This window comes from Agrobacterium cavarae (assembly GCF_004310285.1).
Lineage (GTDB): Bacteria > Pseudomonadota > Alphaproteobacteria > Rhizobiales > Rhizobiaceae > Agrobacterium > Agrobacterium cavarae.
Genome location: NZ_SISF01000027.1, coordinates 60,817 through 84,749 on the forward strand (window position 1 = coordinate 60,817; position 23,933 = coordinate 84,749).

General features: G+C 56.5%; 16 protein-coding genes and 1 pseudogene. 10 read left to right on the forward strand and 7 right to left on the reverse strand.

What is annotated here, in order from left to right:
* Position 1: 1 nt before the first annotated feature.
* The 7 genes from EYC79_RS07990 to EYC79_RS08020 all read left to right on the forward strand — a co-directional run bounded on the left by EYC79_RS07990 (position 2) and on the right by EYC79_RS08020 (position 9,232).
* Complete coding sequence (locus EYC79_RS07990) at positions 2-1,705, forward strand: ABC transporter ATP-binding protein (RefSeq protein WP_130977604.1); 1,704 nt, start codon at positions 2-4, stop codon at positions 1,703-1,705.
* A 125-nt stretch (positions 1,706-1,830) separates the two neighbouring features.
* Positions 1,831-3,183 (forward strand): aspartate aminotransferase family protein, encoded by a 1,353-nt coding sequence (locus EYC79_RS07995; RefSeq protein ID WP_130977605.1) that lies wholly within the window; start codon positions 1,831-1,833, stop codon positions 3,181-3,183.
* Between the two features lie 17 nt (positions 3,184-3,200).
* Complete coding sequence (locus tag EYC79_RS08000; protein WP_130977606.1) at positions 3,201-4,628, forward strand: amidase; 1,428 nt, start codon at positions 3,201-3,203, stop codon at positions 4,626-4,628.
* Positions 4,629-4,699: 71 nt separating this feature from the next.
* Positions 4,700-5,785, forward strand: coding sequence for a phosphotransferase (locus EYC79_RS08005; protein ID WP_130977607.1), 1,086 nt, complete (start codon positions 4,700-4,702; stop codon positions 5,783-5,785).
* Positions 5,782-7,116, forward strand: coding sequence for an aspartate aminotransferase family protein (locus EYC79_RS08010; RefSeq protein WP_130977608.1), 1,335 nt, complete (start codon positions 5,782-5,784; stop codon positions 7,114-7,116). Before EYC79_RS08005 ends, EYC79_RS08010 begins: the two co-directional genes overlap by 4 nt.
* A gap of 37 nt (positions 7,117-7,153) precedes the next feature.
* Positions 7,154-8,392, forward strand: coding sequence for a Zn-dependent hydrolase (locus tag EYC79_RS08015; RefSeq protein ID WP_130977609.1), 1,239 nt, complete (start codon positions 7,154-7,156; stop codon positions 8,390-8,392).
* A 129-nt stretch (positions 8,393-8,521) separates the two neighbouring features.
* Complete coding sequence (locus tag EYC79_RS08020; protein WP_245495222.1) at positions 8,522-9,232, forward strand: GntR family transcriptional regulator; 711 nt, start codon at positions 8,522-8,524, stop codon at positions 9,230-9,232.
* Positions 9,233-9,339: 107 nt separating this feature from the next.
* Here the strand turns inward: EYC79_RS08020 and EYC79_RS08025 are convergent, their stop codons facing one another.
* A complete protein-coding gene (locus EYC79_RS08025; protein WP_130977610.1) occupies positions 9,340-11,406 on the reverse strand; it encodes an ATP-dependent helicase in 2,067 nt (688 codons plus the stop codon).
* A gap of 360 nt (positions 11,407-11,766) precedes the next feature.
* Complete coding sequence (locus tag EYC79_RS08030; protein WP_130977714.1) at positions 11,767-13,236, reverse strand: sensor domain-containing diguanylate cyclase; 1,470 nt, start codon at positions 13,234-13,236, stop codon at positions 11,767-11,769.
* Positions 13,237-13,531: 295 nt separating this feature from the next.
* On the opposite strand from EYC79_RS08030, the gene EYC79_RS08035 reads away from it, so the two are divergent.
* Complete coding sequence (locus tag EYC79_RS08035; protein WP_130977611.1) at positions 13,532-14,743, forward strand: CHASE3 domain-containing protein; 1,212 nt, start codon at positions 13,532-13,534, stop codon at positions 14,741-14,743.
* 189 nt (positions 14,744-14,932) lie between these two features.
* Here the strand turns inward: EYC79_RS08035 and EYC79_RS08040 are convergent, their stop codons facing one another.
* The gene (locus EYC79_RS08040) at positions 14,933-15,163 is read right to left on the reverse strand and encodes a hypothetical protein (protein WP_062424414.1); all 231 of its coding nucleotides are present in this window, start codon (positions 15,161-15,163) and stop codon (positions 14,933-14,935) included.
* 23 nt (positions 15,164-15,186) lie between these two features.
* On the opposite strand from EYC79_RS08040, the gene EYC79_RS23420 reads away from it, so the two are divergent.
* Positions 15,187-15,333 carry a hypothetical protein gene (locus EYC79_RS23420; protein ID WP_165456981.1) on the forward strand — a complete coding sequence of 49 codons (147 nt, stop codon included), beginning with the start codon at positions 15,187-15,189 and terminating at the stop codon, positions 15,331-15,333.
* Positions 15,334-15,381: 48 nt separating this feature from the next.
* Complete coding sequence (locus EYC79_RS08045) at positions 15,382-16,356, forward strand: YihY/virulence factor BrkB family protein (RefSeq protein ID WP_245495223.1); 975 nt, start codon at positions 15,382-15,384, stop codon at positions 16,354-16,356.
* 162 nt (positions 16,357-16,518) lie between these two features.
* Here EYC79_RS08045 and EYC79_RS08050 read toward each other — a convergent pair whose 3' ends face one another.
* The 4 genes and pseudogenes from EYC79_RS08050 to EYC79_RS08065 form a co-directional block, all read right to left on the reverse strand.
* Positions 16,519-16,722: a cold-shock protein gene (locus EYC79_RS08050; RefSeq protein WP_062424416.1), complete on the reverse strand. Its 204-nt coding sequence runs from the start codon at positions 16,720-16,722 to the stop codon at positions 16,519-16,521.
* 344 nt (positions 16,723-17,066) lie between these two features.
* Positions 17,067-19,376, reverse strand: coding sequence for a glycosyltransferase family 4 protein (locus EYC79_RS08055; RefSeq protein ID WP_130977613.1), 2,310 nt, complete (start codon positions 19,374-19,376; stop codon positions 17,067-17,069).
* Entirely contained in the window at positions 19,373-22,615 is a 3,243-nt protein-coding gene (locus tag EYC79_RS08060; protein ID WP_130977614.1) for a glycosyltransferase, read from the reverse strand. The genes EYC79_RS08055 and EYC79_RS08060 overlap by 4 nt, the downstream gene beginning before the upstream one ends.
* A gap of 113 nt (positions 22,616-22,728) precedes the next feature.
* A pseudogene (locus tag EYC79_RS08065) lies at positions 22,729-23,868 on the reverse strand (glycosyltransferase family 1 protein); the annotation flags it as partial.
* Between the last annotated feature and the right edge of the window lie 65 nt (positions 23,869-23,933).

Below are 23,933 nucleotides of genomic sequence, written 5' to 3' on the forward strand. Positions count from 1 at the left end.
TATGGCCGACACCATAAATACCGATGACGTGAGCTTTGAAGGGACTGCTGCGGCCGTTCTTCATCCGGGAGCGCTGGAGAAAGAAGGGCGCGGTGAACCGGTCGTCCACATCGACCGGCTGAGCATTGCATTACCGGATGGCGCAGACCGGCCCTTTGCAGTCGACCGTGTCAGCTTCAAGCTCTTTCCAGGAGAAATGCTTTGCGTGGTCGGCGAAAGTGGCTCAGGCAAATCGATGTCTGCCAATGCGCTGATGGGACTATTACCGGATACGGTGCGCGTGGCGCAGGGCCGCATCCTCCTAGGCACGACGGATCTCGTTACCATGCCAGCCGACGCGCTCTACGCCATTCGAGGGCGCCGCGTGGCGATGATTTTTCAGGAACCGATGTCTGCGCTCAACCCGCTGATGAAGGTTTCGGCGCAGATCGAGGAGGTCTTCGAAGCGCATGGGTTGTTGACACCAAAGGAGCGAAAAGAAAAAGCGCTGTCGCTTCTTACGGAAGTTGGCCTGCCAGATCCGCCGCGCGTTGCAGCCAGCTACCCGTTCCAGCTTTCCGGCGGTCAGCGCCAACGCGTCATGATTGCCATGGCGCTGGCGTTGGAACCGGAGGTGCTGATCGCAGACGAGCCGACCACCGCGCTCGATGTGACGACGCAGGCGCAAATTTTGAAACTGATCGCCAAGCTCCAGAAGGAGCGCAATATGGCGGTCATGTTCATCACCCATGATTTCGGCGTCGTAGCCGAGGTCGCCGACTATGTCAGCGTCATGCAGCTCGGTCGAATAGTGGAACAGGGGACAGCGGAAGAAGTCCTTTTCTCGCCGAGACACCCCTATACGAATAAGCTGATCGCTGCCATTCCCCGCGCTGGAGAGGGCGTCAAGCACGTTGACGACCGGGAGCCATTGCTCACTGTCGAGAACCTTTCGAAGGTTTATCGTATGGGCACGGGGCTGTTCTCCAAGGTGCGCGAGGTGAATGCGGTCAAGAACGTGTCCTTCACACTTTGCCGTGGCGAAACGCTGGGCATTGTGGGGGAAAGCGGATCCGGTAAATCCTCAGTGGGACGTTGTCTCGTACGGCTACAAGATCCCAGTAGCGGGCGCATCTTGCTTGGCGGTCAAGACATGGCGCATTTGAAAGGCGAAGAACTGCGAACCATGCGCCGGCGGATGCAAATGATTTTTCAAGATCCTTACTCATCGCTCAATCCGCGCGAAAAAGTCGGGCGCATCATTGCCTCAGGGCCTATTGCTTACGGCGAAGATGAGAAGAAGGCGTTGGCACGCGCGGCCGAGTTGATGGAGATGGTCGGTCTCGATCCGAAGGCGACGAACCGTTTTCCGCACGAGTTTTCTGGCGGTCAGCGCCAGCGTATCGGCATTGCGCGGGCGCTGGCGCTCGAACCTGAGATCATCATCGCCGATGAGGCCGTTTCAGCCCTTGATGTGTCGATCCAGGCCCAGGTCCTGGAACTGCTGGGCCAGCTCAAGAAAGACCTCGATCTCTCTCTCGTCTTCATCACTCATGACCTTCGCGTAGCGGCAAAGATCTGCGACCGTGTGATGGTGATGCAGAAGGGCGAGGTGGTCGAACTCGGCTACGGGAACACGATCTTCGATAAACCCCAGCACCCCTACACGAAGAGCCTGATCGAGGCCATTCCCGGTCGGGCGAAGGAAGCGCTCATGACGGCCTAGTGGAATGAATTTGGCACTTGATGCCGGCGTGAGCCGGCCTTGATGATGAAATGTCAAAATCAGACCACTCGTCCGGTCGATATCAACCAAGTTGCGGGCTTAAGAGCCCGTTTGTGGAGCAGTACATGACGATTATGCCGAATTCTGTGGAAGCCCGCGACATCGCCTATCAGATGCATCCGATGGTCAATCTTCGAAAATACGAAAAGTCAGGCGGTCTCGTGATCGAGAGCGGCGACGGGATCTATGTCACCGACAATACGGGAAAGCGTTATATCGAGGGACTAGCCGGGCTGTGGTCGGTGGCGCTGGGCTTCGGCGAAAAGCGTCTGGTGGAGGCCGCCAAGGCACAGATGGAGAAGCTGCCCTATTATCATAGCTTCGCCTACAAGACTCACGGGCCTTCGGTCGATCTGGCGGAGATGTTGATCAAGCTTGCTCCCGTGCCGATGTCGAAAGTGCATTTTACATCCTCGGGTTCGGAAGCCAACGACCTTGCCTGCAAGATGGTGTGGTACCGTTCCAATGCGCTTGGCAAGAAAGACAAGAAGAAGATCATCGGCCGGATCAAGGGCTATCATGGCGTGACAATCGCTTCCGGTTCAATCACGGGCCTGCCTCGCAATCATGAAAGCTTCGATCTGCCGCTCGACCGGATGATCCACACGTCATGCCCATCCTACGTGCATTTCGCCTTGGATGGCGAAAGTGAAGCCGATTTCACCAAGCGCATTCTGAATGATCTGGAAGAGCTCATTCTGAAGGAAGGTCCCGAAACAATTGCTGCCTTCTGGGGTGAGCCTGTGATGGGCGCTGGCGGCGTGCTGGTGCCGCCGGATGGTTACTGGGCCGGCGTTCAGGAGATCCTGAAGAAATATGATATTCTTCTTGTCGCCGACGAAGTGATCTGCGGCTTCGGCCGCACGGGCAAGATGTTTGCGTGCGAAACGCTCGGCATTGAGCCGGATGTGCTGGTCGTGTCGAAGCAGATCTCCTCGTCCTACATGCCGCTTTCCGCGATTATCATGAACGATCGCTTTTATCAGCCGATCGCCGATGAAGCGGATCGGATCGGCGTCTTCGGTCACGGGTTCACCGCGTCCGGTCATCCCGTCGCGACAGCCGTCGGTCTCGAGAACCTGAAGATCATCCAGGAACGCGACCTTGTCGGCAATGTCGCGCGCCTCGAAGAAAAGTTCCTCCACGGACTGGCGGCACTTGCCGAACATCCGCTTGTGCATTCGTCGCGCGGCATTGGCCTTCTTGGTGCGCTGGAGGTCAACCCATGGGCGGATGCAAATGCTGGGGACGCAGCTGCGGCGGTTGCGGCGGCATGCCAGAACGAAGGCCTGATCATCCGCAATATTGGAGAAGCGATCTGCTTCTGCCCACCATTGATTATCACTGCCGAGCAGATCGACGACATGTTTGGTGCCGTCAGTCGCGCACTGGCCACCGTTCAAGCCACGCGCGCCTAAGCATTGAGGACTGAGATATGGATGTGACGAACAAAACCGACCTCGGCGAGATGACGGCCGTGCAGCTCTCGCAGCTCTTCGCCTCGGGCCAGGCGTCTCCCGTGGAGGCCGCCAAGGCATCGCTGGCACGGATTGAGAAATTCAACCCAAGCGTAAATGCATTCGCTTATGTCGTGCCGGAACTGGCACTGGCAGAAGCGAAAGCATCGGAAGCGCGCTGGAAGAAAGGAGAGCAACTTTCCCCCATCGATGGTGCGCCGACAACAATCAAGGAATTGACCCCCGTGAAGGGTATTCCCTGGCGACGTGGGTCAGCACTGGGTTCGACAACGCCATCGGAGGAAGAGTTTCTCATCATGGAACGCCTGCGTGGCGCTGGCGTCACTGTCCTTGGCACAACAACATCGCCGGAGTTTGGCTGGAAGGGAGTGACCCACGGCCCGGCCTTTGGAAATACGCTCAATCCATGGCGTTCAGATCGCGCCTCCGGAGGCTCGTCTGGCGGTGCAGCCGTTGCAGCAGCGCTCAATATGGGTGTCCTGCATGAGGGGTCTGACGGCGCCGGCTCAATCCGTATTCCGGCCTCTTTCTGCGGAACATTCGGTATCAAGCCGACCTATGGCTGGATTCCCTCCGACACGCCGACGCCGTTGTTCGAGCTTGCGCATCGCGGCCCGCTGACTCGGACGGTTGAAGATGCGGCGCTGTTCATGAATGCAACAACGGGTCCGACCCCGAAGGCGATGTATGGCTACTGCCCCACTCCCGTGCCGAACTGGCATGAAGGAACCAAGGCTGCCAACATCAAGGGCATGAAGATCGGTTACAGTCGCAATCTTGGCTACGCCGAGGTCCAGCCGGACGTGGCCGCGGCCGTCGAGCGCGCCGCCAAGCGGCTGGCCGACATGGGTGCCATTATCGAAGACGTCGATCCGGGGTTCTCCAATCCGCAGGATGCTCTTCTCGCCCTTTGGTACGCCGCCGAAGCCAAAACTGTAGAGTTGATCAATCCAACGGAAGAGCAAAAAGCGCTTATGGATCCGGGCCTGATCCGCATCTATGAGAAAGGCTGTGCCTATACCGCGCGGGACTATGTCGCGGCCGAACAGGTCAGGGCTGATCTTAAAGTAACGATGGCGCTGTTTCATCAGACCTATGACGCGCTCATGCTGCCGACCATGCCGACGACAGCAATTGAGGCAGGTGTGGATTTCCCAAGCGGCATCGAAGGCAAGGACTGGTCTGACTGGTCGCCCTTCACCTATCCGTTCAACATGACCGGCCAACCGGCCGTGTCGATACCCTGCGGCTTCGATCAAGGTGGCCTGCCGATTGGTTTGCAGTTTGTTGGCCCGCGCTATCGCGATGACATCGTACTCGCGCTGGCCGCGGCCTATCAATCGGCCTTTCCGGAGGAGACGATCGGCGCGCCGAGGCTCGCCTGACGCCACTAAACGCGTGGGGGTCCATCGGCCCCCAGTGCCTATCATTCAATGCAATATCGGGGAACGGGAACATGGCTTCCACGGCACACCAGGAAGCGGCAAGTGCGCTTGGCGCGGAGCTGAAGACAAGCGCAACCACCGTGCTTGCGGATCAGGCAGAGCAGATCGCGCGGGAGAAATACGGCTTTGTCGGGAGGGCGGAATGGCTCTGGGGCGAAAAGGACAGCAATTACCGTCTGACGCTCGACAACGGTTCGGAATATCTCCTCAAGATCCTCAATCCGGCCGAAAATCCTGCCATGACCAGCATGCACAGTCAGGCGCTTTTGCATGTCGAAGCTGCCGACCCGGGCATTCCAATCCAGAGGATCATTCGAACGCTCGACGGCGAGGCGGATTTCCGGATGACCGATGATGAAGGTGCCACCCGCGGGGTGCGCATGGTCACGTTCGTTCCGGGAAAATCCCAGAAATCGCAGCCGCATTCTGCGATCCAGCGCTATCGCATTGGTGCGTTGTTGGGTCGGATGCAGAAGGCTCTTCAAGGTTTCACACATGAAGCCGCCCATCATCGCATCACCTGGGACATGTCTCACGCAGCGGGGCTGCGGGACTTGCTGTCCATCTTCGGCGACGAAGCGCAACGAAGGAGGCTGGAGGCGGCGATGACCGACTTCGAAAGCCTGATCCTGCCGCGCATAACGCAACTGCCCGCGCAGGTTATCCATAATGATTTCAACATGGAAAACATTCTCGTCAGAGAGGAGAATCCAGACGCGATCAGCGGCATCATCGATTTCGGTGACATGGTGCATGCACCGGTCCTATTCGATGTTGCGGTGGGTGCGGCCTACCAGATGGGGGACGCTGCGGACCCCGTCGAAGCGATGTGCGATTTCCTCAAAGGATATGCGACGGAGAAGCCGCTGTCCGATCAGGAACTCGAACTGATATATCCAGCCATCGTGACGCGCATGCTGATGCGACTTGCGATACAGGAATGGCAAGCCAAACTATTTCCGGAACATAAGGAACGTTACACCCGAAATAGTCCCACCGTCTGGGCGCAATTTGCCCGCCTCGATGCATTGCCAAAGGATGATACTATTGCGCGACTAGCAGCGGCTTGCCGCACGTCCGTGGAGAGACCGGCATGAACAAGCCAGCAACGACGATGATCAACGGCTTCGACGCGTCGCGTCTGGCCAGTCTGCCGGAGCGGGAGCGTTCGATGATCGAACGTCGTCAGGCGTTGCTCGGCCCGTCATACCGATTGTTTTACGAAAATCCTCTACACCTTGTGCGCGGAGACGGTGTCTGGCTCTACGACCCTGACGGAAATGCTTATCTTGACGCGTATAATAATGTGCCCTCGGTAGGCCACTGCCATCCCCGCGTGGTTGCTGCGATTGCCGAACAAGCTGCGGTATTGAACACACATACACGCTATCTCGACGATAAGATCCTTGCTTACTCGACGAGACTGCTTGCAACATTCCCCGAGGAATTGAACCGGGTCATGTATTGCTGCACCGGTAGCGAAGCTGTTGACCTGGCACTGCGCATTGCCGGCTATCAAACCGGTGGAACCGGTATCATTATCACCGAAAACGCTTATCACGGCACGACAGCTGTAACGGCCGCCATCTCTCCATCGCTGGGCCCCAACATGCCGCTTGGCATGCATGTGGTCACCGTGCCGGCACCCGATGCCTATCGTGCCGATGGCGGAGACGTCGGCGACATGTTTGCGCAGGAGGTTTCCAAGGCGATTGCTTTCATGCGCCGCCGTGGGATCAAGCCCGCCGCCTTCATCGCCGACAGTATCTTTTCGACCGACGGGATATTCTCGGAGCCAGCTGGCTTCTTGAGAAAGACATTGGAGGTTGTCCATGAGGCCGGGGCGCTTTACATCGCCGACGAGGTGCAACCGGGCTTCGGTCGTACAGGCTCTCACATGTGGGGCTTCATGCGCCATGGCATTGTGCCGGACATCGCTGTGATGGGTAAGCCGATGGGCAACGGCATGCCTATCGCCGCTGCGGTGATGAAGAGCGAGGTGCAGGAGCGCTTTGGCCACGACATTCGCTATTTCAACACCTTTGGCGCCAACCACGTGTCGATTGCCGCCGCCAATGCCGTCCTGGACATCATTGAAGACGAGGCGCTGACCGACAATGCTTTGTCGACGGGCAACTACATGCTGGAGGGCATGCGTAAGCTGCAGCAGACATTTGACTGCATCGGAGATGTTCGGGGCGCGGGCCTCTTTCTCGGCCTTGAATTCGTGAGCGATCGCAAGAGCCGCACTCCGGATGGTGCCCGCTCGCTGGCGGTGGTCAATCGTATGCGTGAACGTCGCGTGCTCATCAGCGCGGCAGGCATTCACGGCAACACGCTGAAGATCCGTCCACCGCTGCCCTTTGGACGCGAACACGCCGATATCTTCCTCAACACGCTCGAATCCGTGCTGCACGAAACGAATTGATTTCGAGAATTGCTTTTAGACCATCCAAGGATAGACCATGACAGCGTCACCTGACATTAACGCCGAACGCTTGTGGGCCGACATAATGACGATGGGGGCGATCGGCGCCACCGAGGGCGGCGGCAGCTTTCGCCCGGCCCTTTCTGACGCAGACAGGGAAGGGCGCAACCTGTTTCGTTACTGGGCGCAGGAGGCCGGTCTCACAGTCACGGTAGACGAGATCGGCAACATGTTTGCACGGCGGGAAGGTGAAGACCCGTCTTTGCCGCCACTGATGATTGGCAGTCATCTCGACACCCAGATGCCCGGCGGCAAGTTCGATGGCGTCCTCGGCGTGCTCGCTGGACTTGCTGTTGTGCGATCGTTGAATGCCGGAGGCATTGCGACGAGACGGGCAATCGAGATCGTCAACTTTACCAACGAGGAAGGCGCGCGGTTTCAGCCGGGCATCATGGGGTCCAGCGTTTTTGCCGGTCTCTCGCGGCTTGATGAAGCCTTGTCACGCAAGGACGATGAAGGAACGCTTCTCGGCGACGAGCTTGTTCGCATCGGGTATGCGGGATCCCGTCCAGTCGGTGGTCGACCAGTGCATAAATATTTAGAACTGCATATCGAGCAGGGACCAGAGATGGAGGCGGCCGGTGTCACGATCGCCGCCGTTTCCAATAGTTCCTGGGGTTGCAGCGGATTCATCGATATCAAAGGCGAGAATGGCCATTCGCAGACCGCACCGATGTCAAAGCGTCGGAATGCTCTGGTTGCGGCAGCTCAACTCATTATAGAGATCGAGGCGATAGGCGCGGAGAACGAGCCCGATGGAATGGTGAGCGCCACAGTCATCCGGAATTGGCCGAACAACCGCGTAAACATTCCGCACTTGACCAAGCTATCATATGTCGTCGTTCATGCGACGGAGCCGGGTCGGGCCTCGATTATCAGCCGCATCGAGTCTGCTGTAAAACGGATTGCGGATGAGACTGGGCTATCGATACACAACGCCAATTCGCATTATCGCCAACGGCTGGATCTATCGAGTGAGCTTTGCGGACAGGTACTGGAAGCAGCAGCGGACCGTGGCTATCCATCCATGACGCTGCCGACGCTGACGTCGCATGACGCCCTATCGATGACGCAGATATGCCCCACCGCCATTATCTTCGTCCCCTGCAAAGGCGGCATCTCGCACAGTGAGAAAGAGTGGTGTGAACCATATCAAGTTGCAGCAGGTGCCAGAGTTCTCCTCGACATGACCCTTAAGATCGCCAACGAGCTCTGACGCTCAGCGGCAAAACATCATCCCATGGCACGGGAAACGGGCGATGTGATACTATGTTGTACTTATTGAACTGCGCGAAAGAGGCATTGGGTGAACTTACACACGAAACTGGGATTAGGTGACACGAGCGTGACCGAAGGCGCGGGCCTACCCAAGGCACTGTGGGCCTATAATGTCATCCGCGACGCAATCATTACCATGAAGCTGGCACCTGGAGAGACGCTTAGCGAAAAAGATACCTGCGCAGAGTTGGGTATCTCGCGCACCCCGATGCGCGAAGCGGTCTTGCGCTTGGCCCAAGAAGGTCTGGTCAACATCGTTCCCAGCGGCGGCACCTTCATCAACAAGATCGTCATGAAAAAGGTCATCGAAGGCCATCTGGTTCGCTCAAGCCTTGAGATGCGCACCATAAGGCTTGCGGCGCGCAACTTCGATCCGGTTCATGAACGCGACCTTGACCTTTTGATTTTCCGCCAGCATGACGCGGCCAAGCGGCGCGATGTGAGTGAGGCCTTCAACGTCGACAACGAATTTCATCGTCTTTTGTGCAGGATTTCAGGCTTTCCGGACATCTGGCAAACAATCCACAATGCCACCGGTCAGCTTGATCGCGTGCGCCGCCGTGGCTTTCCAAAGATCGGTTACTTTGATGAGGTAATCGAAGAGCACGTAGCACTCTCTACGGCCATAAAGGCCCGTGATGAGGATGAGGCCGTGACTTTGCTCAGACGCCATCTCAGTGGCATTTCGGCCGTGATAGAGTATGTCGTTCAAACAGATGCAGACGCAATCAGTGGAAAAGACCATATCGCTTTGCTTAATGGACTTCAGGACCTCTAACCCGTCTGGTCGATCGCCGGTCTACGGGCAAGATGCTATGTGCGCGCATCCATACTTCTCGAACGGTGACGGGTCCGCCGTCGCTTAAAGGGCGCGCACTGGCAATACTACTTCCACATTTCGCGCATCCGCGCGCCGACATCGATGCGAATTTGCTGTGCACTACGCTCAGATGCCGCAGCCGAAACTTTGGGCCAGGTCGTAGGTTCGAAATATTGAAGCAGAGTTGCTGGGATGAACCTGGAACGTGATGCATAGACGTGTCGATCGCCCTGCGAATTCTGCCCATGGGTAAAAAATCGCTGCGGCGTAATCAGCGCCAGGCTGTCCTTCGCGCGTGTCATTCCTACATAAAGCAGACGCCGCTCTTCTTCGATTTCCTGTGTCGTCCCCGTGCCTAGATCAGACGGTATACAGCCATCGACAACATTCAGCATGAACACGGAGCGCCATTCCTGGCCTTTCGCAGAATGTATTGTCGAGAGGACGAGGTAGTCCTCATCGAGCAAAGGAACCCCTGCCTGGTCGCTCGTAGCATCTGGAGGATCAAGGGTCAGTTCGGTCAAAAACCGTTCGCGGGATGCATATCCGCCAGCGATTTGCTCAAGCTGTAGGAGGTCAGCTTTACGCGTATCGGCATCTTCATGCATCCGCTCAAGATGGGGTTCGTACCAAAGACGGGCCTGAGCTATGTCCGAGGGCCACCCTTGCTGCGTTTTCCCAAGACCAGCGAGGAGCGTCACAAAAGATGTCCAATCTGCACCCGTCTTTGGTGGCGGCGGGACTTCCGCAAGTGCCATGATCGGTTCAGGATCAGACGAGATAGTATCGAGAATCACACCAGCCTTCTTCGGACCGATGCCTGGGAGCATCTGCAGCAAGCGAAATCCGGCAACCCGATCGCGCGGGTTTTGCGCGAAACGGAGGACGGACAGCATGTCTTTTACATGGGCGCTGTCGAGAAACTTGAGACCGCCAAATTTGACGAAAGGAATGTTGCGTCGGGTAAGCTCAACCTCAAGTGCACCACTATGGCTTGATGTTCGAAAAAGAACGGCCTGCTGCTTGAGCGTCATTCCTGTTTCGCGATTGGCAAGCACCTGATCGATGATGAAGTTAGCTTGTTCGGTCTCGTCCTTGACTGTGACAAGTTTCGGGCGCTCGAGCGACTCCCGCTCCGTCCACAGGTTCTTGGTGAAACGCTCACGTGCAAGTTCGATTACACTGTTCGCTGCCGCCAAGATCGGTTGCGTCGAGCGGTAATTGCGGTCGAGCGTGATGATGTCAGCGGCTGGGGTGAATGACGACGGGAAGTCGAGAATGTTACGGACCGTCGCAGCGCGGAAGGAATAGATCGACTGGGCATCGTCGCCAACCACAGTCAGACCGCGACCACCCGGCTTCAGCGCCATCAACACGGAGGCCTGCAATCTGTTGGTGTCTTGATATTCGTCAACCATAACGTGGTCGAACCGCTTGCCGATATCATCGGCTAGATCCGGATCGCCGACCATTTGCGCCCAGTATAGGAGGAGATCGTCGTAGTCGAGAACGTTCTGGCTCTGCTTTGCCTCTACATAGGCCGCAAACAATTCCTTAAGCTGCTCTTCCCACATCGCCACCCAGGGATAGTGCTGACGCAGTATCTCGCTCAACGGTGTCTGGGAGTTTACCGTGCGGGAATAGATCGCAAGACAGGTCCCTTTTGTGGGAAATCGGCTTTCAGTTTTTGAAAAGCCTAGCTCATGACGCGCCAGGTTGATCAGGTCCGCACTGTCTTCCCGATCGTGAATCGTAAAGTCCACGTTGAGACCGATCTGCTCGGCATACATTCTCAGCAGCCTTGCGCCGATACCGTGGAATGTGCCGGACCAAGCAAGTGCGTCCGTCAAGATCGCAGAGTTAGAGCCCAGCACATTGCGGCAGATTCTCTCAACGCGGCGGGACATTTCCGATGCTGCTCTGCGTGAGAAGGTCATGAGAAGAATGCGCCGAGGGTCGGCACCATTAACGATGAGATGAGCGACGCGGTGCGCCAGCGTGTTTGTCTTGCCGGAGCCTGCACCGGCGATGATCAGCAGTGGTCCTCCCGTCTCGCCCTGAGCCAGTCCAACGCCATGCTCGACGGCCTTGCGCTGTTGCTCATTTAGTTTTTCGAGATAGGCGACGGCCATAAAATCTTACTTGATGCTCAGATTGCAAAGGAGGGGTTGGGAACAAAGACTGAACATACGCCACTCTTTAGCTGTATGGAAGGTTCTCATGCCATCAAGCGATTATTTCTTCCAGAACAGCAGGAGAATGGTCGGACGACAATCCGGCGCGGCTCGTTTTTAGAGAATGCGCCTTTGATTTTCAAAGCATGCGCAAGTTTTGGCGGCGGCGCTCAGGCTGTCAATTGCGCGATCAGTGCGCCAACTCTAGCGACTTAAATAACCGATGATGCCTGGTGTGGCCTAGTAGGCACCAATCACTAGTACCCAAACGTCTTCGTCACGTGACCGCCTGGAGTCAGGGTGCGATTCTGCCGCGGATTATCGTCTCCGAGCTTCCGCTCGGGTCAGCGCGCCACCGGAATTGATAGAGGCATAATGCGCCTTCTTGTTTTCATACATGAGGGCGTCAGCACGTTTGACGACAGACTCGATTGTCTCGTCTCCTTCGCTGGTCGCCACGCCGTAGGACATGCTCAGAGGAGCAGTCGAGTAAAACTGATTGTTGATCCGCAGAAGTTCAAGGATTGTTTCCATCATTGTGGCAGCGGATTTTGCATCTGCGCCGGGCAACAGGACCGCAAATTCATCCCCGCCTATCCGGCAGGCATGGTTCGGCGCCGCCACCGCGCCATTGAGGATCTCGCCGAAGCGGCGCAAGAGTCCATCGCCTGCGTCGTGCCCAAGTTGATCGTTTGCCTCCTTCAAGCCATTGAGGTCAATGATGACGGCTGAGACAGGGCGCAGCGATTTGCGCTCGAGGCGATTCATCTCGTCGGCATAGAAGGCGCGATTGTAGAGTTTGGTGAGGACGTCATGCTTTCCGAGATATTCGAGATAAGCTTCTGCCTTCTTGCGTGCCGTGATGTCGGCGAGCGCCACCTGTACGCGAGACCAATCGCCTTCGTGACCCGGGAACACGGAGAAATGCAGCAAAATGTGACGCATTGAACCATCTAGCGCGTAATTCACCACTTCGCGGTGATGAAAAAGATTGCCGTTCCAAAGCTCCATCAGTTGTTCTCGGAAGGGTTTCTCCATGTCGTCACGGAAAATTTCGCCAAGCCGGTGCAGAAGATCGTTTTGATCTCGTGCTCCGAACAGATCGAGCGTTGACTGATTGACGTCTATAACCCTGATCTCGCTCATACATTGGCGCACAAATTCCGGGTGAACGTCCATGAATGTGCGGAAGTCGGTAATGCCGCGGTCACGGATGTCTTCAATCAGCGTGCGGATGCGACTGAAATCCTCAATCCATAACGATACCGGAGAATGCTGGAAAATGCCCTCCGCCTGACGCCTTTGTTCGGCTTCCGCACGACGGGCGTCTTCGCGGTCGGTGATATCTTCGGTGGTCAAAAGAACCCTGCCGAGCGTCTCTTCATGACCAGGTAGAACTGTTCCTCGCAGCTGGATGTCGAGCCTGCGCCCGGAAATTGTGTAATTGACGGTCGTGCTCGAAAAAGACATTGCGCCATCGAAGAGCGCGGACAGTTCGTTGATATGAGTGTCCAGCATATCATCGCGGAAGACGGAAGTGATATTGGCGACCAAGTGCTCGAGGCTATCCGCTTCGAAAAGGTCGAGAGTTTTGGCGTTGACAGCGGTAACACGGATCCGCGTTGAACAGGCATGAATCCGACTGCGATCCTCTCTCAGGAACGCTTTGATATCGGTCACTCCCTTGGAGCGCCAGTCATCGAAAAGCGCCTGCACTCCGCTGAAATCTTCGATCCACATGGCGATCGGCGCAAGATTAAAGATATCGGACTCTAAAGCATCGATCATCGGATTTCCTGGGGTAAGTTCAAGCACTGGAGTGGACCGCGCTGCCGAGACTTTACGAATAATATGTAACCGGTGCTTTAATAGTATTGAAAGTCCTCGATCAAAAGATGGGTTGGCGCGTACCAGCCCGTAAGGATCGGCATTTCCGCAGGGGCCAACACGAAAGATCAATCCAAGCGAATGTTAACGGGCGGGACATTGAACAATGTTCGTCATCGTTCGTTTCTGTTCGCAAGCTGCGGATTGAACCTCCCGATTGCTTTTCGAAGTCTTTTATCGTGGCGGAGCCGCACGCATGCGCCGAACTTCATCTATCGAAACCAGTATTTCCAAACAGCTCGCAAAGAAGGCAATGCCAGTCGCGCTTTCAGTCGTTGCGATCGGTGTGTGCATGACAATTTACCTGTCGTTCTGGATATCGTCAGAAGACAAAAAGGCAGATGAGGCTGTCCGGGGAAACGTTGCATATCTCACAGATGTCTCCAGCCTCATGTCCCACATTCAAGACGCAGAAATCGGACAGAGAGGGTTCCTCCTCACGGGCGACCAGCTTTACCTTAAGCCATATACCACCGCTATGGAGTCGCTTGATGGGATGCTGGATAAGCTTGCTGCGGGAGCGGAAGACGCATCTGTCGAAACAGGAAGCATCCCGACCCTACGGAGTCTGGTTGCCCAGAAGAAGTCCGAGCTCGAGCAAAGCGTGGAATATCGCCGCAATGGGGACGACAGCGGCGCGATTGCGCTTGTCAAAACCGGGCAGGGTAAAATCCTCATGGATGGGATCCGGTCCGTGTTGGCTCAGATGGAGAAGGATGGATTGGAGCAACTTGCGAAACGTTCCGACGCAGCCAGCGCTGCGAAGACGCGGATGCACTTTCTCCTTTTGTTGTTCGCCATAATGGTCGGCGGTATGGCGATACTGGTCGTGCGCGCCACGGTCACGCGGGCGAAAGCGGCTGAAAGGACGAGAGATGAACTTCTTTCACATGCGGATCGGCGCCTGATGGCGGTCATGGCAGCTGACCTCGTTGGTTACAGCAGGCTGATGGAAAACAATGAGGCCGACACTCTCGAGCGTTTAAAGGCGGCAAGAGACGTCATCGACACAATAATCGAAGACAATAGTGGTGTGATAATAACGACAGCAGGCGATAGCATCGTTGCGGCATTTCCAAGCGCGCTCTCGGCGATCGACTGTGCGCTCCAGATCCAGAAATTTATGGTGACGCACAATGCCGACAGGCCAAACGACGATCGCCTTCTATTTAGAATAGGAATGAATGTCGGAGACGTCATCGTAGACAACGGAGACATATTCGGTGACACCGTCAACATCGCCGCTCGGCTTGAGGGCATCGCTGAGCCCGGAGGCATATGTGTTTCCCGGTCCGTCAGGGATCACATCAGGAAGCAGAGAAAACTAAAGTTTGAAGACGCTGGTTTCCAGCAGGTCAAAAACATTTCTCGACCGATCAGCACGTTTAGGGTTCGCGAAGCCGCCTAGGTATGTTCAACGCTCTTGGTGCCACGGACAAGGGGTATGCTAAAGGCCTTCGGAGCGAGAAACGTTCTCAGCCAGAAACGCTACCTTGTAAGCACGAAATCAGCGCGATCGCGGATCTGTTCGGATGAGGGTAAAGGAAACCCTCCAACTTGGAGGGTTTCGCAGGAAACGCGATCTTCGATTGTTTGGTTAGAGCGCGCTTTGCCGAACAACGGTGATTTTGCCAAGTTCAACCAGCGGCGTGACGTCTAGGCTTGTACCTTTGTCAGCCATGTCGAGGCTGTAGAGAAATTCCCGCCCAGCCGGATCGTTATCCGTCGCCTGGATTTTTTCTCGACCGATGTATGGACCGGCCGGGATGGAAATTCCTGAAGCCTCACAGTCCTCTATTGCTCTAAAACGTACGGGTGCACCTTCCATTTGTACTTCCTCGGGATTTGCAAATGAAGAATATGCAGCTGGTACCGCCGGATTATGATGCCCTGAAACAAACCGTGATGCAATTGCCGGTGCCGATTTTCTTGAAGAAGAGACAAATTCTGTTCGGAATGGCATGGGGAAAAAGCAACTTAACAGGCGATAAACGTTAGCTATTTCGTTTATGATGCGGTTTCAGAACGAGCATGCTGGAGAGATCAATGAGCGACGACACTGGGGGCGATCGCGGCCGTGACGCCGAGGCACCACAGGACATTCCGGCAAAGGGTTTAAGGGATGTGTTCTGGCGCGTCGTCAAGGCGATCATGGCTGATCGCGTGACGTTGATTGCTGCTGGCGTCACCTATTTCATGTTGCTGTCGCTGTTTCCGGCACTCGGTGCCTTGGTGGCACTCTACGGATTTGTCGCAGATCCCACGGCGATTATGGCCCACATCGGTTTCCTTGCAGGTGTCTTCCCACCTGGATCGTTCGATTTGATAATGAACCAGCTGACATCTCTCACGCAGCAGGCGACATCGACAAGAAGTCTGGCGTTCTTTGGCGGCTTGCTCGTAGCGATCTGGAGCGCCAACAGCGGTATGAAGGCATTGTTCGACGCGATGAATGTCTCGTATCAAGAAGATGAAAAACGCAGTCTTGTTCGTTTGAACCTTCTATCCCTGGGGTTCACTTTTTGCGCGCTTGTCGTCGCAATCATTCTGATTGCAGCTATTGGCGTGCTGCCCGCAGTTCTGAAGTATCTGTGGCTTGATGATTGGCAGGAGTTTCTTGCCCGTCTAGCGCGTTGGCCATTCATCATCCTTGTCTTCGGCTGCGGAATTTCAATGATCTACCGGTACGGTCCGAGCCGCGAAGAAGCAAAGATCAAATGGTTAAGCTGGGGCGTCGTCTTCAGCACGGTGCTCTGGCTGGTCGCCTCCGTCTTGTTTTCGTTCTACCTTGAGAATTTCGCGAACTATAATGCGACCTACGGCACTCTCGGCGCCCTCATTGGGTTGATGGTGTGGGTGTGGATTTCGGTCGTTATCCTGATCGTCGGAGCAGAGATCAACGCCGAACTCGAGCATCAAACGCGCAAGGATTCGACAACCGGCTCACCGAAACCAATGGGGGAGCGTGGGGCTTATGTTGCTGACACTGTTGGTGAAGCGGCCAGGGACGGGAGTTTGTGATCCGGCGAGGCGCGGGCAGCATGCAGCGACTGGGTGGAGGCGGCATTTTACGCCCAAACATGTGCTCTCGTTGAGGCTACCATTTTTGCGATCACAACGAGTCTGCTGCGGTGTTGTCAGGTTGTGCGTGGCCCCGGCAATAGAGACGGGGCCATAGCGTAATTACAGAACAGTTACGTTCTCTGCCTTTGCCTTGCCCGTCTTACGGTCCTGGCCGACATCATAGCTAACCTTCTGTCCGTCGGTCAAAGCGCCACCGAAGCCCACCGCGGAGATGTGAACAAAGACGTCCGGACCGCCGTTGTCTGGGGTAATGAAGCCGAAGCCCTTATCCTGTGCGAAAAATTTAACAGTACCAGTTGCCATGTTGTCCTCGTTTTATCGATTGGAAACTGCCGCAATATCGACTGTTGCGTTCAACTTCAAGTTTTTCCGTACGCTACCGACGCTGGGCCGCAAATGGAGATGCCTCTTTCGCCCAGCCACGCATGTGCAGGGTCGCTCTCCATCCTGGAGCCCAGAGCATGGCGACGCTCATCCAGCGTCTCGACTGGAAGAGGGAAACTGGCATGACCGTAACCAGCGGCTCGGTTGGGCACGATTGCGTTATTAGCGCCACCAGATCGGATTGGCGGCCAGTGTCCAGGCGTCCGGGAAACCGGCGACGATCGTCGTCTTCCTGCTCAGAAAAAACCCGGAGAGAGCGCGACCTAGGGGCGTTTTTCGTTTCCATTGCATACTAAAGATGGGAGAGGGCTGTGTGAGTGAAGATGACCTCCGTCTGGCATATGGTTCGATCTCAATACATCGGCGAGGGGCTGGTAGACCGAGCGGGTATTCTCTGTGGTGATATCGCTAGAAAGAAGTCCGTTGAAGCAAGGTCGGTTATCGTCCCAACCGGGATGATTGATGATCGGATAAAGGCAGATGCCCTCGAGAGGCACACCTGCCTGCATCGCTTTCGCTGCTTGCGAAGCCACATATTCGAACCATTCCGCTCGCCGCTCGTCTTCGATACCCGTCTCGGCAATCAGAATAGGTCGGCCATAGCGGGCATAGGTTTCAGCCAGTATCTTGCTCAGCGGCTTGTAAAGTGGATGGCCGATATCGATCGGAGGACCGCCGTGGATCCACTGATTGTTGAAATAGTAATTGACGCCGATGATATCGAGAAGCTCCGGCCTACCACCGATTTGGGGCCACATTCTTCCTGCGATAAGGTCCCAACCTTGAAACTGCGCTTGCCTGTGGCCTTCGCTGGCACCCGCTTCCCACGGTCGGGTGGGATCGGTGATGACGTTGATGACCGGATCACAGTGAACGAAACGCGCTCGCGGCTCGATCATGAGGATAGTTTCCATCGCAGCAATCGCCGCTCGGGCAAGCTGTACCTTGAGCTCGTATCCGCGGCCATTCGCAAAGGGGTTGAGATAGCCGGCATCTCCGCCGCCCCAGGAGAAGAAAGAGATTTCGTTGACGGGGCAATAGAACGGGACATCATCGCTCTCCTCACGCACCAATCGGGCACATGCGCCGGCAAACAGGGCAAATCGATCCACAAACTGCGGCGACCAAATGTCAAGATCGTCCGGCCATCCATAGTGCAGCAAGTCCCAGATCACCTGCGTTCCGGTTGATTGGGCCGCCCTTAGCATCGGACGAATGCTTGACCAGTCATAGCCGCCTTGTCTTTCGATAAGATGCCAACGAAAGCCATCGCGAACGGTTCGAATGTTGAAGTCTGCAAGCTGGTTGTAATCTGGAGCCGCATGCACGTCGTGACCGACCGCAGCAATCATGTCGAGACGTCGACCTTCAGCTGAGCCGGTAGAGCGGAGCCGGTGCGTCGAGCATTCGAAGCCGCCTTGTAAGAAAGACTTGAACAGACCCGTCGGTCCAGAAGGCTTTCGCCCATTCAGCACCTCAGCGAACAGCTTTTCCCATTGAGGAAGGACAGCTGTAACGCTGTATGTGGCTTCCACCTTCCGTCGGAGCGCTTGTCCTAGGGTCTCACGCAAAGCCGGGCTTGCGACCAGACGTTCCATGGCTTCGGCAACGACGGAGGGATTGTTATACGGCACGAAAATACCGCTCACACGGCCTTCTATCTGCTGCATCGCGCCGTTGTCGGGTGTGGCAATGACGGGGAGGGCGGCAGCGCCGGCTTCCGCGATGACATGTGGCATGCCTTCGCCCTTTGACAACCAAACAAATATGTCCATGGCCGACAGCAGGGTCGGGATATCCTTTCGATCACCCAGAAAGCGCAACACGCGGTCCAAATTTCGGCTCGTTGCAAGTGACTGCAGGTGTACAGCATAGTCTGGAAGGAAGGCGTCCGGTCCGCCGATGATCACGAAGCGGGTTCTCGGATCGCGGGCATGAACCAGTGCCGCGGCTTCGATGAAATCCTCGACGTTTTTTTTGGGATCCAGCCTGCCGACCCAGCCGATAAGGGTCTCGTCCGGGTTCACGCCAAGCGATGTTCTTATGGCGGCCCTTTGATGAACTTCGAAATCCGACAGTTCTACCATCGACGGAATTTCGATGGCATCACCTTCTCGCCCCGGCATGACAGATGCGGCTGCGTCTCGGATAGAGCGGCAGACGCCGACATAGCGACTGGTGAAATGCTTCGGTCCGGCAAGCGCCTCAGAGACCAGCCCGCCATGTTCGATAAGCGGCGGGTGCCAGTGCAGCCGTTCCAGCGCAGGATAGATATCGGCGACGTTCTGGCAGGATATGACGATGTCATAACCTGGTATCTTGTTGGCGAGATAGGCAACAGTGTCTTCAAATGAAAGGTGGTAGGGGGTGGTATCCACCTCTACTCCAAGTTCTCGCAGTTGCTCGTGCGTCTGGTGCGGCATGTTCGGCTTGTGGAAACAGGCAACGACATCCAGACGATAGCGGCTGCGATCCAGATGCCGGGCGAGAAGCCTGACTTCCGTCTCCTCGCCGCCCACGACCAGCCATGCGAAGACGAAGAGAATGCGAATGGGTTGTTCGTGAAGCGTCATTCGTTGACCGCGAAGATGATTTGCAGAAAATCCGGGCGGTTCGTGACGAGGTCTGCCAGGAATTGCGGGCCGTCTGCGAAAGGGACAACATGCGTGATCATGTGCTCGCGAATGATCTTGCCGTGTGATTGGAGGAGCCCGATGGTTTCGTGCGCCAGGCGCCGCCTTGTCCACAGGCAATCCAGTCCGCGCGGGACGCGATTGATCTGGGCACAGCGAATGTTGAGGCCATTGTGGTGGAATTCCTCGCCAAGCCGCAGCGCGTCAGCCCCACCCTGATAGAAGGCGAGATCAATGACCGTGCCCTGCGGACGAAGCGCTTTAAGCGCGACGTGCAGACTTTGGGGGTGCGCCCGGGTCTGGAACACGAAGTCTGCACCGCGATCCCCTCCGCCATTGTGCCAACGGGCTTTGGTGTGCTGCCAGGCAGCATCCTCTGTCATGGCCATCAATCCCATTGATTGCGCCTTGTTGCGGCGAAATTCCGAGGGATCGGCGATGATGACATCGAGTGCACCTGCCCTTTGTGCAAATAGCGCCGTCATCAGACCGACCGTGCCTGCACCAATAATGACAACTTGGCGACCCGCAATTCCTGAACCGAAGTTGGATATCGTCTGTCCCAGCGCATCCGCATCCGCGTGGAGAATGCCGTTGGCAGCGATTGGGCCCATCTGCGCAACGAAGACGCCGAGCATGGCGTCGATGTCGTCAGGCATCGGCACCAGCACATCGTGAAACGGGTCCGCCGTGTGACCGGATTTATGCGCATAGGTGGTCGCGAGAATATCGCCTTCACCAAAACCGGAGGCGCGGGATTCTGCAACACGTGCTACTTCCATATAGCCGAGGAAGGGGACCGGATAATTCAGGTCCGGTTCGTTTTGCAGGAATACGCCGCGTCCCGGATCAAACCGGGAGTGAAAGTAAGGATTTGTGTTTTTCATGAAGGTGAGTTCGGTACCTGCCGAAAAACCGGTATAGAGCGTGTCCATCCGCACCTGACCGTCGCCGGGAGGACCCTCCTCGTAATCAAAGAAAAAAGCCTTTCCCGGTGCCTCGATGCCGAGCGAACGGATGATGCGGTGACCAGGCGCCAGCCCAGGTGGCGGGTCATTTCGCGGCTCATGATGGAGCGGTGAAGCAGGGTTGCGAGTGACGGTGGGTTGGTCGACCGCCACGGGCTCGCCGCTGCGAGCCGATTGCACAACGGCGAGGGCGATGCGATGGGTGGCAAGCGCATCCTGATAGGTGCAGCGTATATGGTTTTCACCTCCACGCACTGCGTCGATGAAATCGCGGTCTTCACGCCAGACCGGATCGCCATCCGCACGGCGGGTCGGTCGCCCCGCACCAACGTCTACCATGATATCATGGTCGGTCAGCTCAATGGCCAAACGATCCGCAAAAATGTTGAGACCGATCCGGTGACTCCAGCCAAGCAGGCATGTGGATGAGATGTTGGCGATGACCCCGGACTGAAAGGTGAGACTTGCGGTGGTGACGCCGGGCACGTCGAAACCGGGAAAATTACTCCGATCCTTGAAACCGACACGGCCATAGACATCGGTGACTTCCCCGACAAGATAGCGAGCCAGATCGATGATGTGGGTGGTCTGCTCCACAATCTGTCCACCGGACATCTCCGACTTCCACCACCATTGCGGCGGCGGGGTTTGGTCCAGCCAGTAGCCCGAAAGAAGCTGGGCGGGATTATCCTGGAGCAGGTTGCGAGCTTCCTCGACTGTATCGAGGTAGCGCCAGTGATAGCCGACGCCGGTAATCAGATCGGCAGCCGTGACGGCGGCGCTCAGTTCTTCCGCCAATGCCAGATCCAGGGTGATCGGCTTTTCAACGAAGAACGGGATGCCTTTGGCGATCAGATCCCGCTCGGCCTCACCGTGGGCAAATGGTGGCACGCAGATATACACGGCGTCCAGCGGCTGTGCTTCCAGCATGTCGCGGTGGCTCTCAAAGGCCCTCGCACCGAAGCGGCTGGCGGCCTGTTCGGCGCGGGCGAAATCCGGATCAGCAAAAGCGACGAGCGCGACATCCTCAAAACGGCTGAGAATATCCAGATGGCGGTTGGCAATGCCGCCCGCGCCGATGAAGCCGATACGCGTTTTTTCCATGGAAGCGTGTCCTTGTGTGAGGGGTGCGGCGTGCGAAAGAACGCGCTGGTAAACGGCGGCGGTCTCGGTCGCCATGCGCTGGGCGGAAAAGAGTGTCTGAAAACGTTGCGCGCCGAATTGCCCGGCGACCCTTGCGGCTGCGGGATCTTCAAGCGCGCTGATAAGCACCTGCGCCAGCGAGGCAGGATTGCCGGGGTCGGCGAGAAAGGGATGGCAGGAGCCGAGCGCTTCGATATTTCCACCGATATTGGTCGCGACGACCGGGAGCCCGATGGACATGGCTTCCAGCATGGCCAGCGGCAATCCTTCAAATTTGGAAGGAAGAACGAAGAGATCAGCCAGCGCCATGAGATCGGCGATATCGGTTCTGTGGCCCAGGAACAGGATCTGCTGTTGGAGGGACGCTGCCTCTACCAGAGCCTTGATCGCTCCCAGTTCTTCGCCCCTGCCGACCAGAAGGAGGACAGTATCCGGGTGGGCAGCTAGAACGGCTGGCATTGCCGCGATCAGGCTTGCATGGTCTTTCTGCCTGGAAAAGCGAGCAACGGACAGAAGAACGGTTTTACCCTCAAGTCCGTCGACTGGAGGCGCTTGTCTCTTCCCGTCCGGTCTCAGTGCGAAGATACCGTTGCGGACAAGGCTGATATGTTCTGGATCGACACCATTATCCTCGAAACTGTCGAGGGCGGCTTGTGATACGGCGATGCGGTGGGAAAGCGATGCGCACTGGCGGGCGTAGTTCTGCTGTTGGTCCGTGTCCGTCAAAAGATAGGGCAGGTGTTCGGTTCTGATGACAGCTATGTTGGCATCAAGACCCGCCGTTGCAATTTGATGTCCTTCCCAGCCGATACCTGCATGGACATGCAGGAGCGATGTGCCGGTGGCATGCAGCCAATACCCGAATGTTTCGATATCATCGATGACCTTGATGGCTAGCCCGGAGCGTGCGGCTCGCGACAGGAGATCGCCCTCGGTGTCGGCATAGGCCGCAACGGTTACGCTCCACTCCTCGTCAAGAGCACGGGCCAGTGTCAGCATGTGCTCGCCCATGCCGGATGGATCGAGACTATCGGTTGCAAGGACGATCCTGCGAGGTTTTTCGCTCATAGACCGGGCACGCCTACGACTTCGCCGAGGATAATTGGTTTGCTGGCAGCTGTCTTCCGCGAGGTGCCTTTAGCAGCCTGCATATGGGCAAAACCGGTGCTGGAAATGACGCCGTCCACGAGCCCCTCCATCGCCAGGAATGTCTTGTCCCAGGACGAACCTTCCAGCATCTGATCGACAGGTTTCCACCACGCGTTGCCGCTTCTTGCCAGCAACAGAGCATCGTCGCAGGCTTGCGCAAAATGCTGCGGATCGCTGGCGATAAAAACCCCTTCCACCTCTCCATAATGACGGATGACATCCTTGATCGCCGTGCTGATCACAGGACGACCGGCGGCCAGATATTCTGGTGTCTTCGTAGGGCTGATGAATTGGGTGGAACCGTTCAATGCGAAAGGCATGAGGGCAGCGTCCCAGCCTGAGACGTAGGCTGGCAATTCGCCGTAATGTTTCTGTCCGAGATAGTGGATATTCTGTGCCCTCGGCAAATCCTCCGGCGCAATCTTGGCGATCGGTCCGATGAAAATGAAGGAATAATCCGGCCTTGCCGCAGCCAGGGATGCAATGAGTTCGAGGTCCAGACGCTCATCGATGACGCCGTAATAACCAAGCTTTGGGCCGGAGATGGCTTGCTGATCGGCCGGCTCAACAACCCTTTGCCGGGCTTGGTGAAAATGATCGACATCGACACCAGATGGGAACGGGTGGATGTTGCTATGCTGCTTGCATTTCGCCTCATAAAGGCTGTAGCCGCCGGTGAAGACAACATCGGCCCGCGCCATCAATGCAGCTTCCATGTCCTTCATGCGGTCCGGTGCGAACCTGAAGTTCGCAAGCTCGTCCATGCAATCATAAATGACCGCGGCCGCATCGATATGACGCGCAAACTCGTACATCGCGGGCGTGTAAAACCAGAGAATTGGCCGTCGTGCGCCTGACATTGCTAGAAACTCATCCAGAAGTCGACTTAAGGCCAGGTTACGCTCGGCTGCATTCCACCAATGAGGAACACGCGGGCGTATCGATTTGACGGTAGTGCCCTCGAATGGATGGATTTCAAAGTAAGCGAGATGGTGGTCTGTAGGTATATATTCTTCGAAGAAAAAGACAGCTCTCTGCTTCGCAAAGCGGGCCATCAAATGCTGGGGACGCTGTAGGACGAAATCCCACCGCAAATGCGAAAAACAGATGAGCGGTGCTTCCCGCTCGTTGATTGCAAGTGACTGCGAGGAGATCGAACTAGAAAGGTTCATTGAGGCATCCGGGTTTGAGGACGTAACCGAACCGGACGCAATTAGCTTTGTTCCGGACGAGGGGA

Coding starts and splice junctions, on each gene's coding strand:
- EYC79_RS07990 (WP_130977604.1), top strand. CDS start 2: ATGGCCGACACCATAAATACCGATGACGTGAGCTTTGAAGGGACTGCT.
- EYC79_RS07995 (WP_130977605.1), top strand. CDS start 1,831: ATGACGATTATGCCGAATTCTGTGGAAGCCCGCGACATCGCCTATCAG.
- EYC79_RS08000 (WP_130977606.1), top strand. CDS start 3,201: ATGGATGTGACGAACAAAACCGACCTCGGCGAGATGACGGCCGTGCAG.
- EYC79_RS08005 (WP_130977607.1), top strand. CDS start 4,700: ATGGCTTCCACGGCACACCAGGAAGCGGCAAGTGCGCTTGGCGCGGAG.
- EYC79_RS08010 (WP_130977608.1), top strand. CDS start 5,782: ATGAACAAGCCAGCAACGACGATGATCAACGGCTTCGACGCGTCGCGT.
- EYC79_RS08015 (WP_130977609.1), top strand. CDS start 7,154: ATGACAGCGTCACCTGACATTAACGCCGAACGCTTGTGGGCCGACATA.
- EYC79_RS08025 (WP_130977610.1), bottom strand. CDS start 11,406: ATGGCCGTCGCCTATCTCGAAAAACTAAATGAGCAACAGCGCAAGGCC.
- EYC79_RS08030 (WP_130977714.1), bottom strand. CDS start 13,236: ATGATCGATGCTTTAGAGTCCGATATCTTTAATCTTGCGCCGATCGCC.
- EYC79_RS08035 (WP_130977611.1), top strand. CDS start 13,532: ATGCGCCGAACTTCATCTATCGAAACCAGTATTTCCAAACAGCTCGCA.
- EYC79_RS08040 (WP_062424414.1), bottom strand. CDS start 15,163: ATGGAAGGTGCACCCGTACGTTTTAGAGCAATAGAGGACTGTGAGGCT.
- EYC79_RS23420 (WP_165456981.1), top strand. CDS start 15,187: ATGAAGAATATGCAGCTGGTACCGCCGGATTATGATGCCCTGAAACAA.
- EYC79_RS08045 (WP_245495223.1), top strand. CDS start 15,382: ATGAGCGACGACACTGGGGGCGATCGCGGCCGTGACGCCGAGGCACCA.
- EYC79_RS08050 (WP_062424416.1), bottom strand. CDS start 16,722: ATGGCAACTGGTACTGTTAAATTTTTCGCACAGGATAAGGGCTTCGGC.
- EYC79_RS08055 (WP_130977613.1), bottom strand. CDS start 19,376: ATGACGCTTCACGAACAACCCATTCGCATTCTCTTCGTCTTCGCATGG.
- EYC79_RS08060 (WP_130977614.1), bottom strand. CDS start 22,615: ATGAGCGAAAAACCTCGCAGGATCGTCCTTGCAACCGATAGTCTCGAT.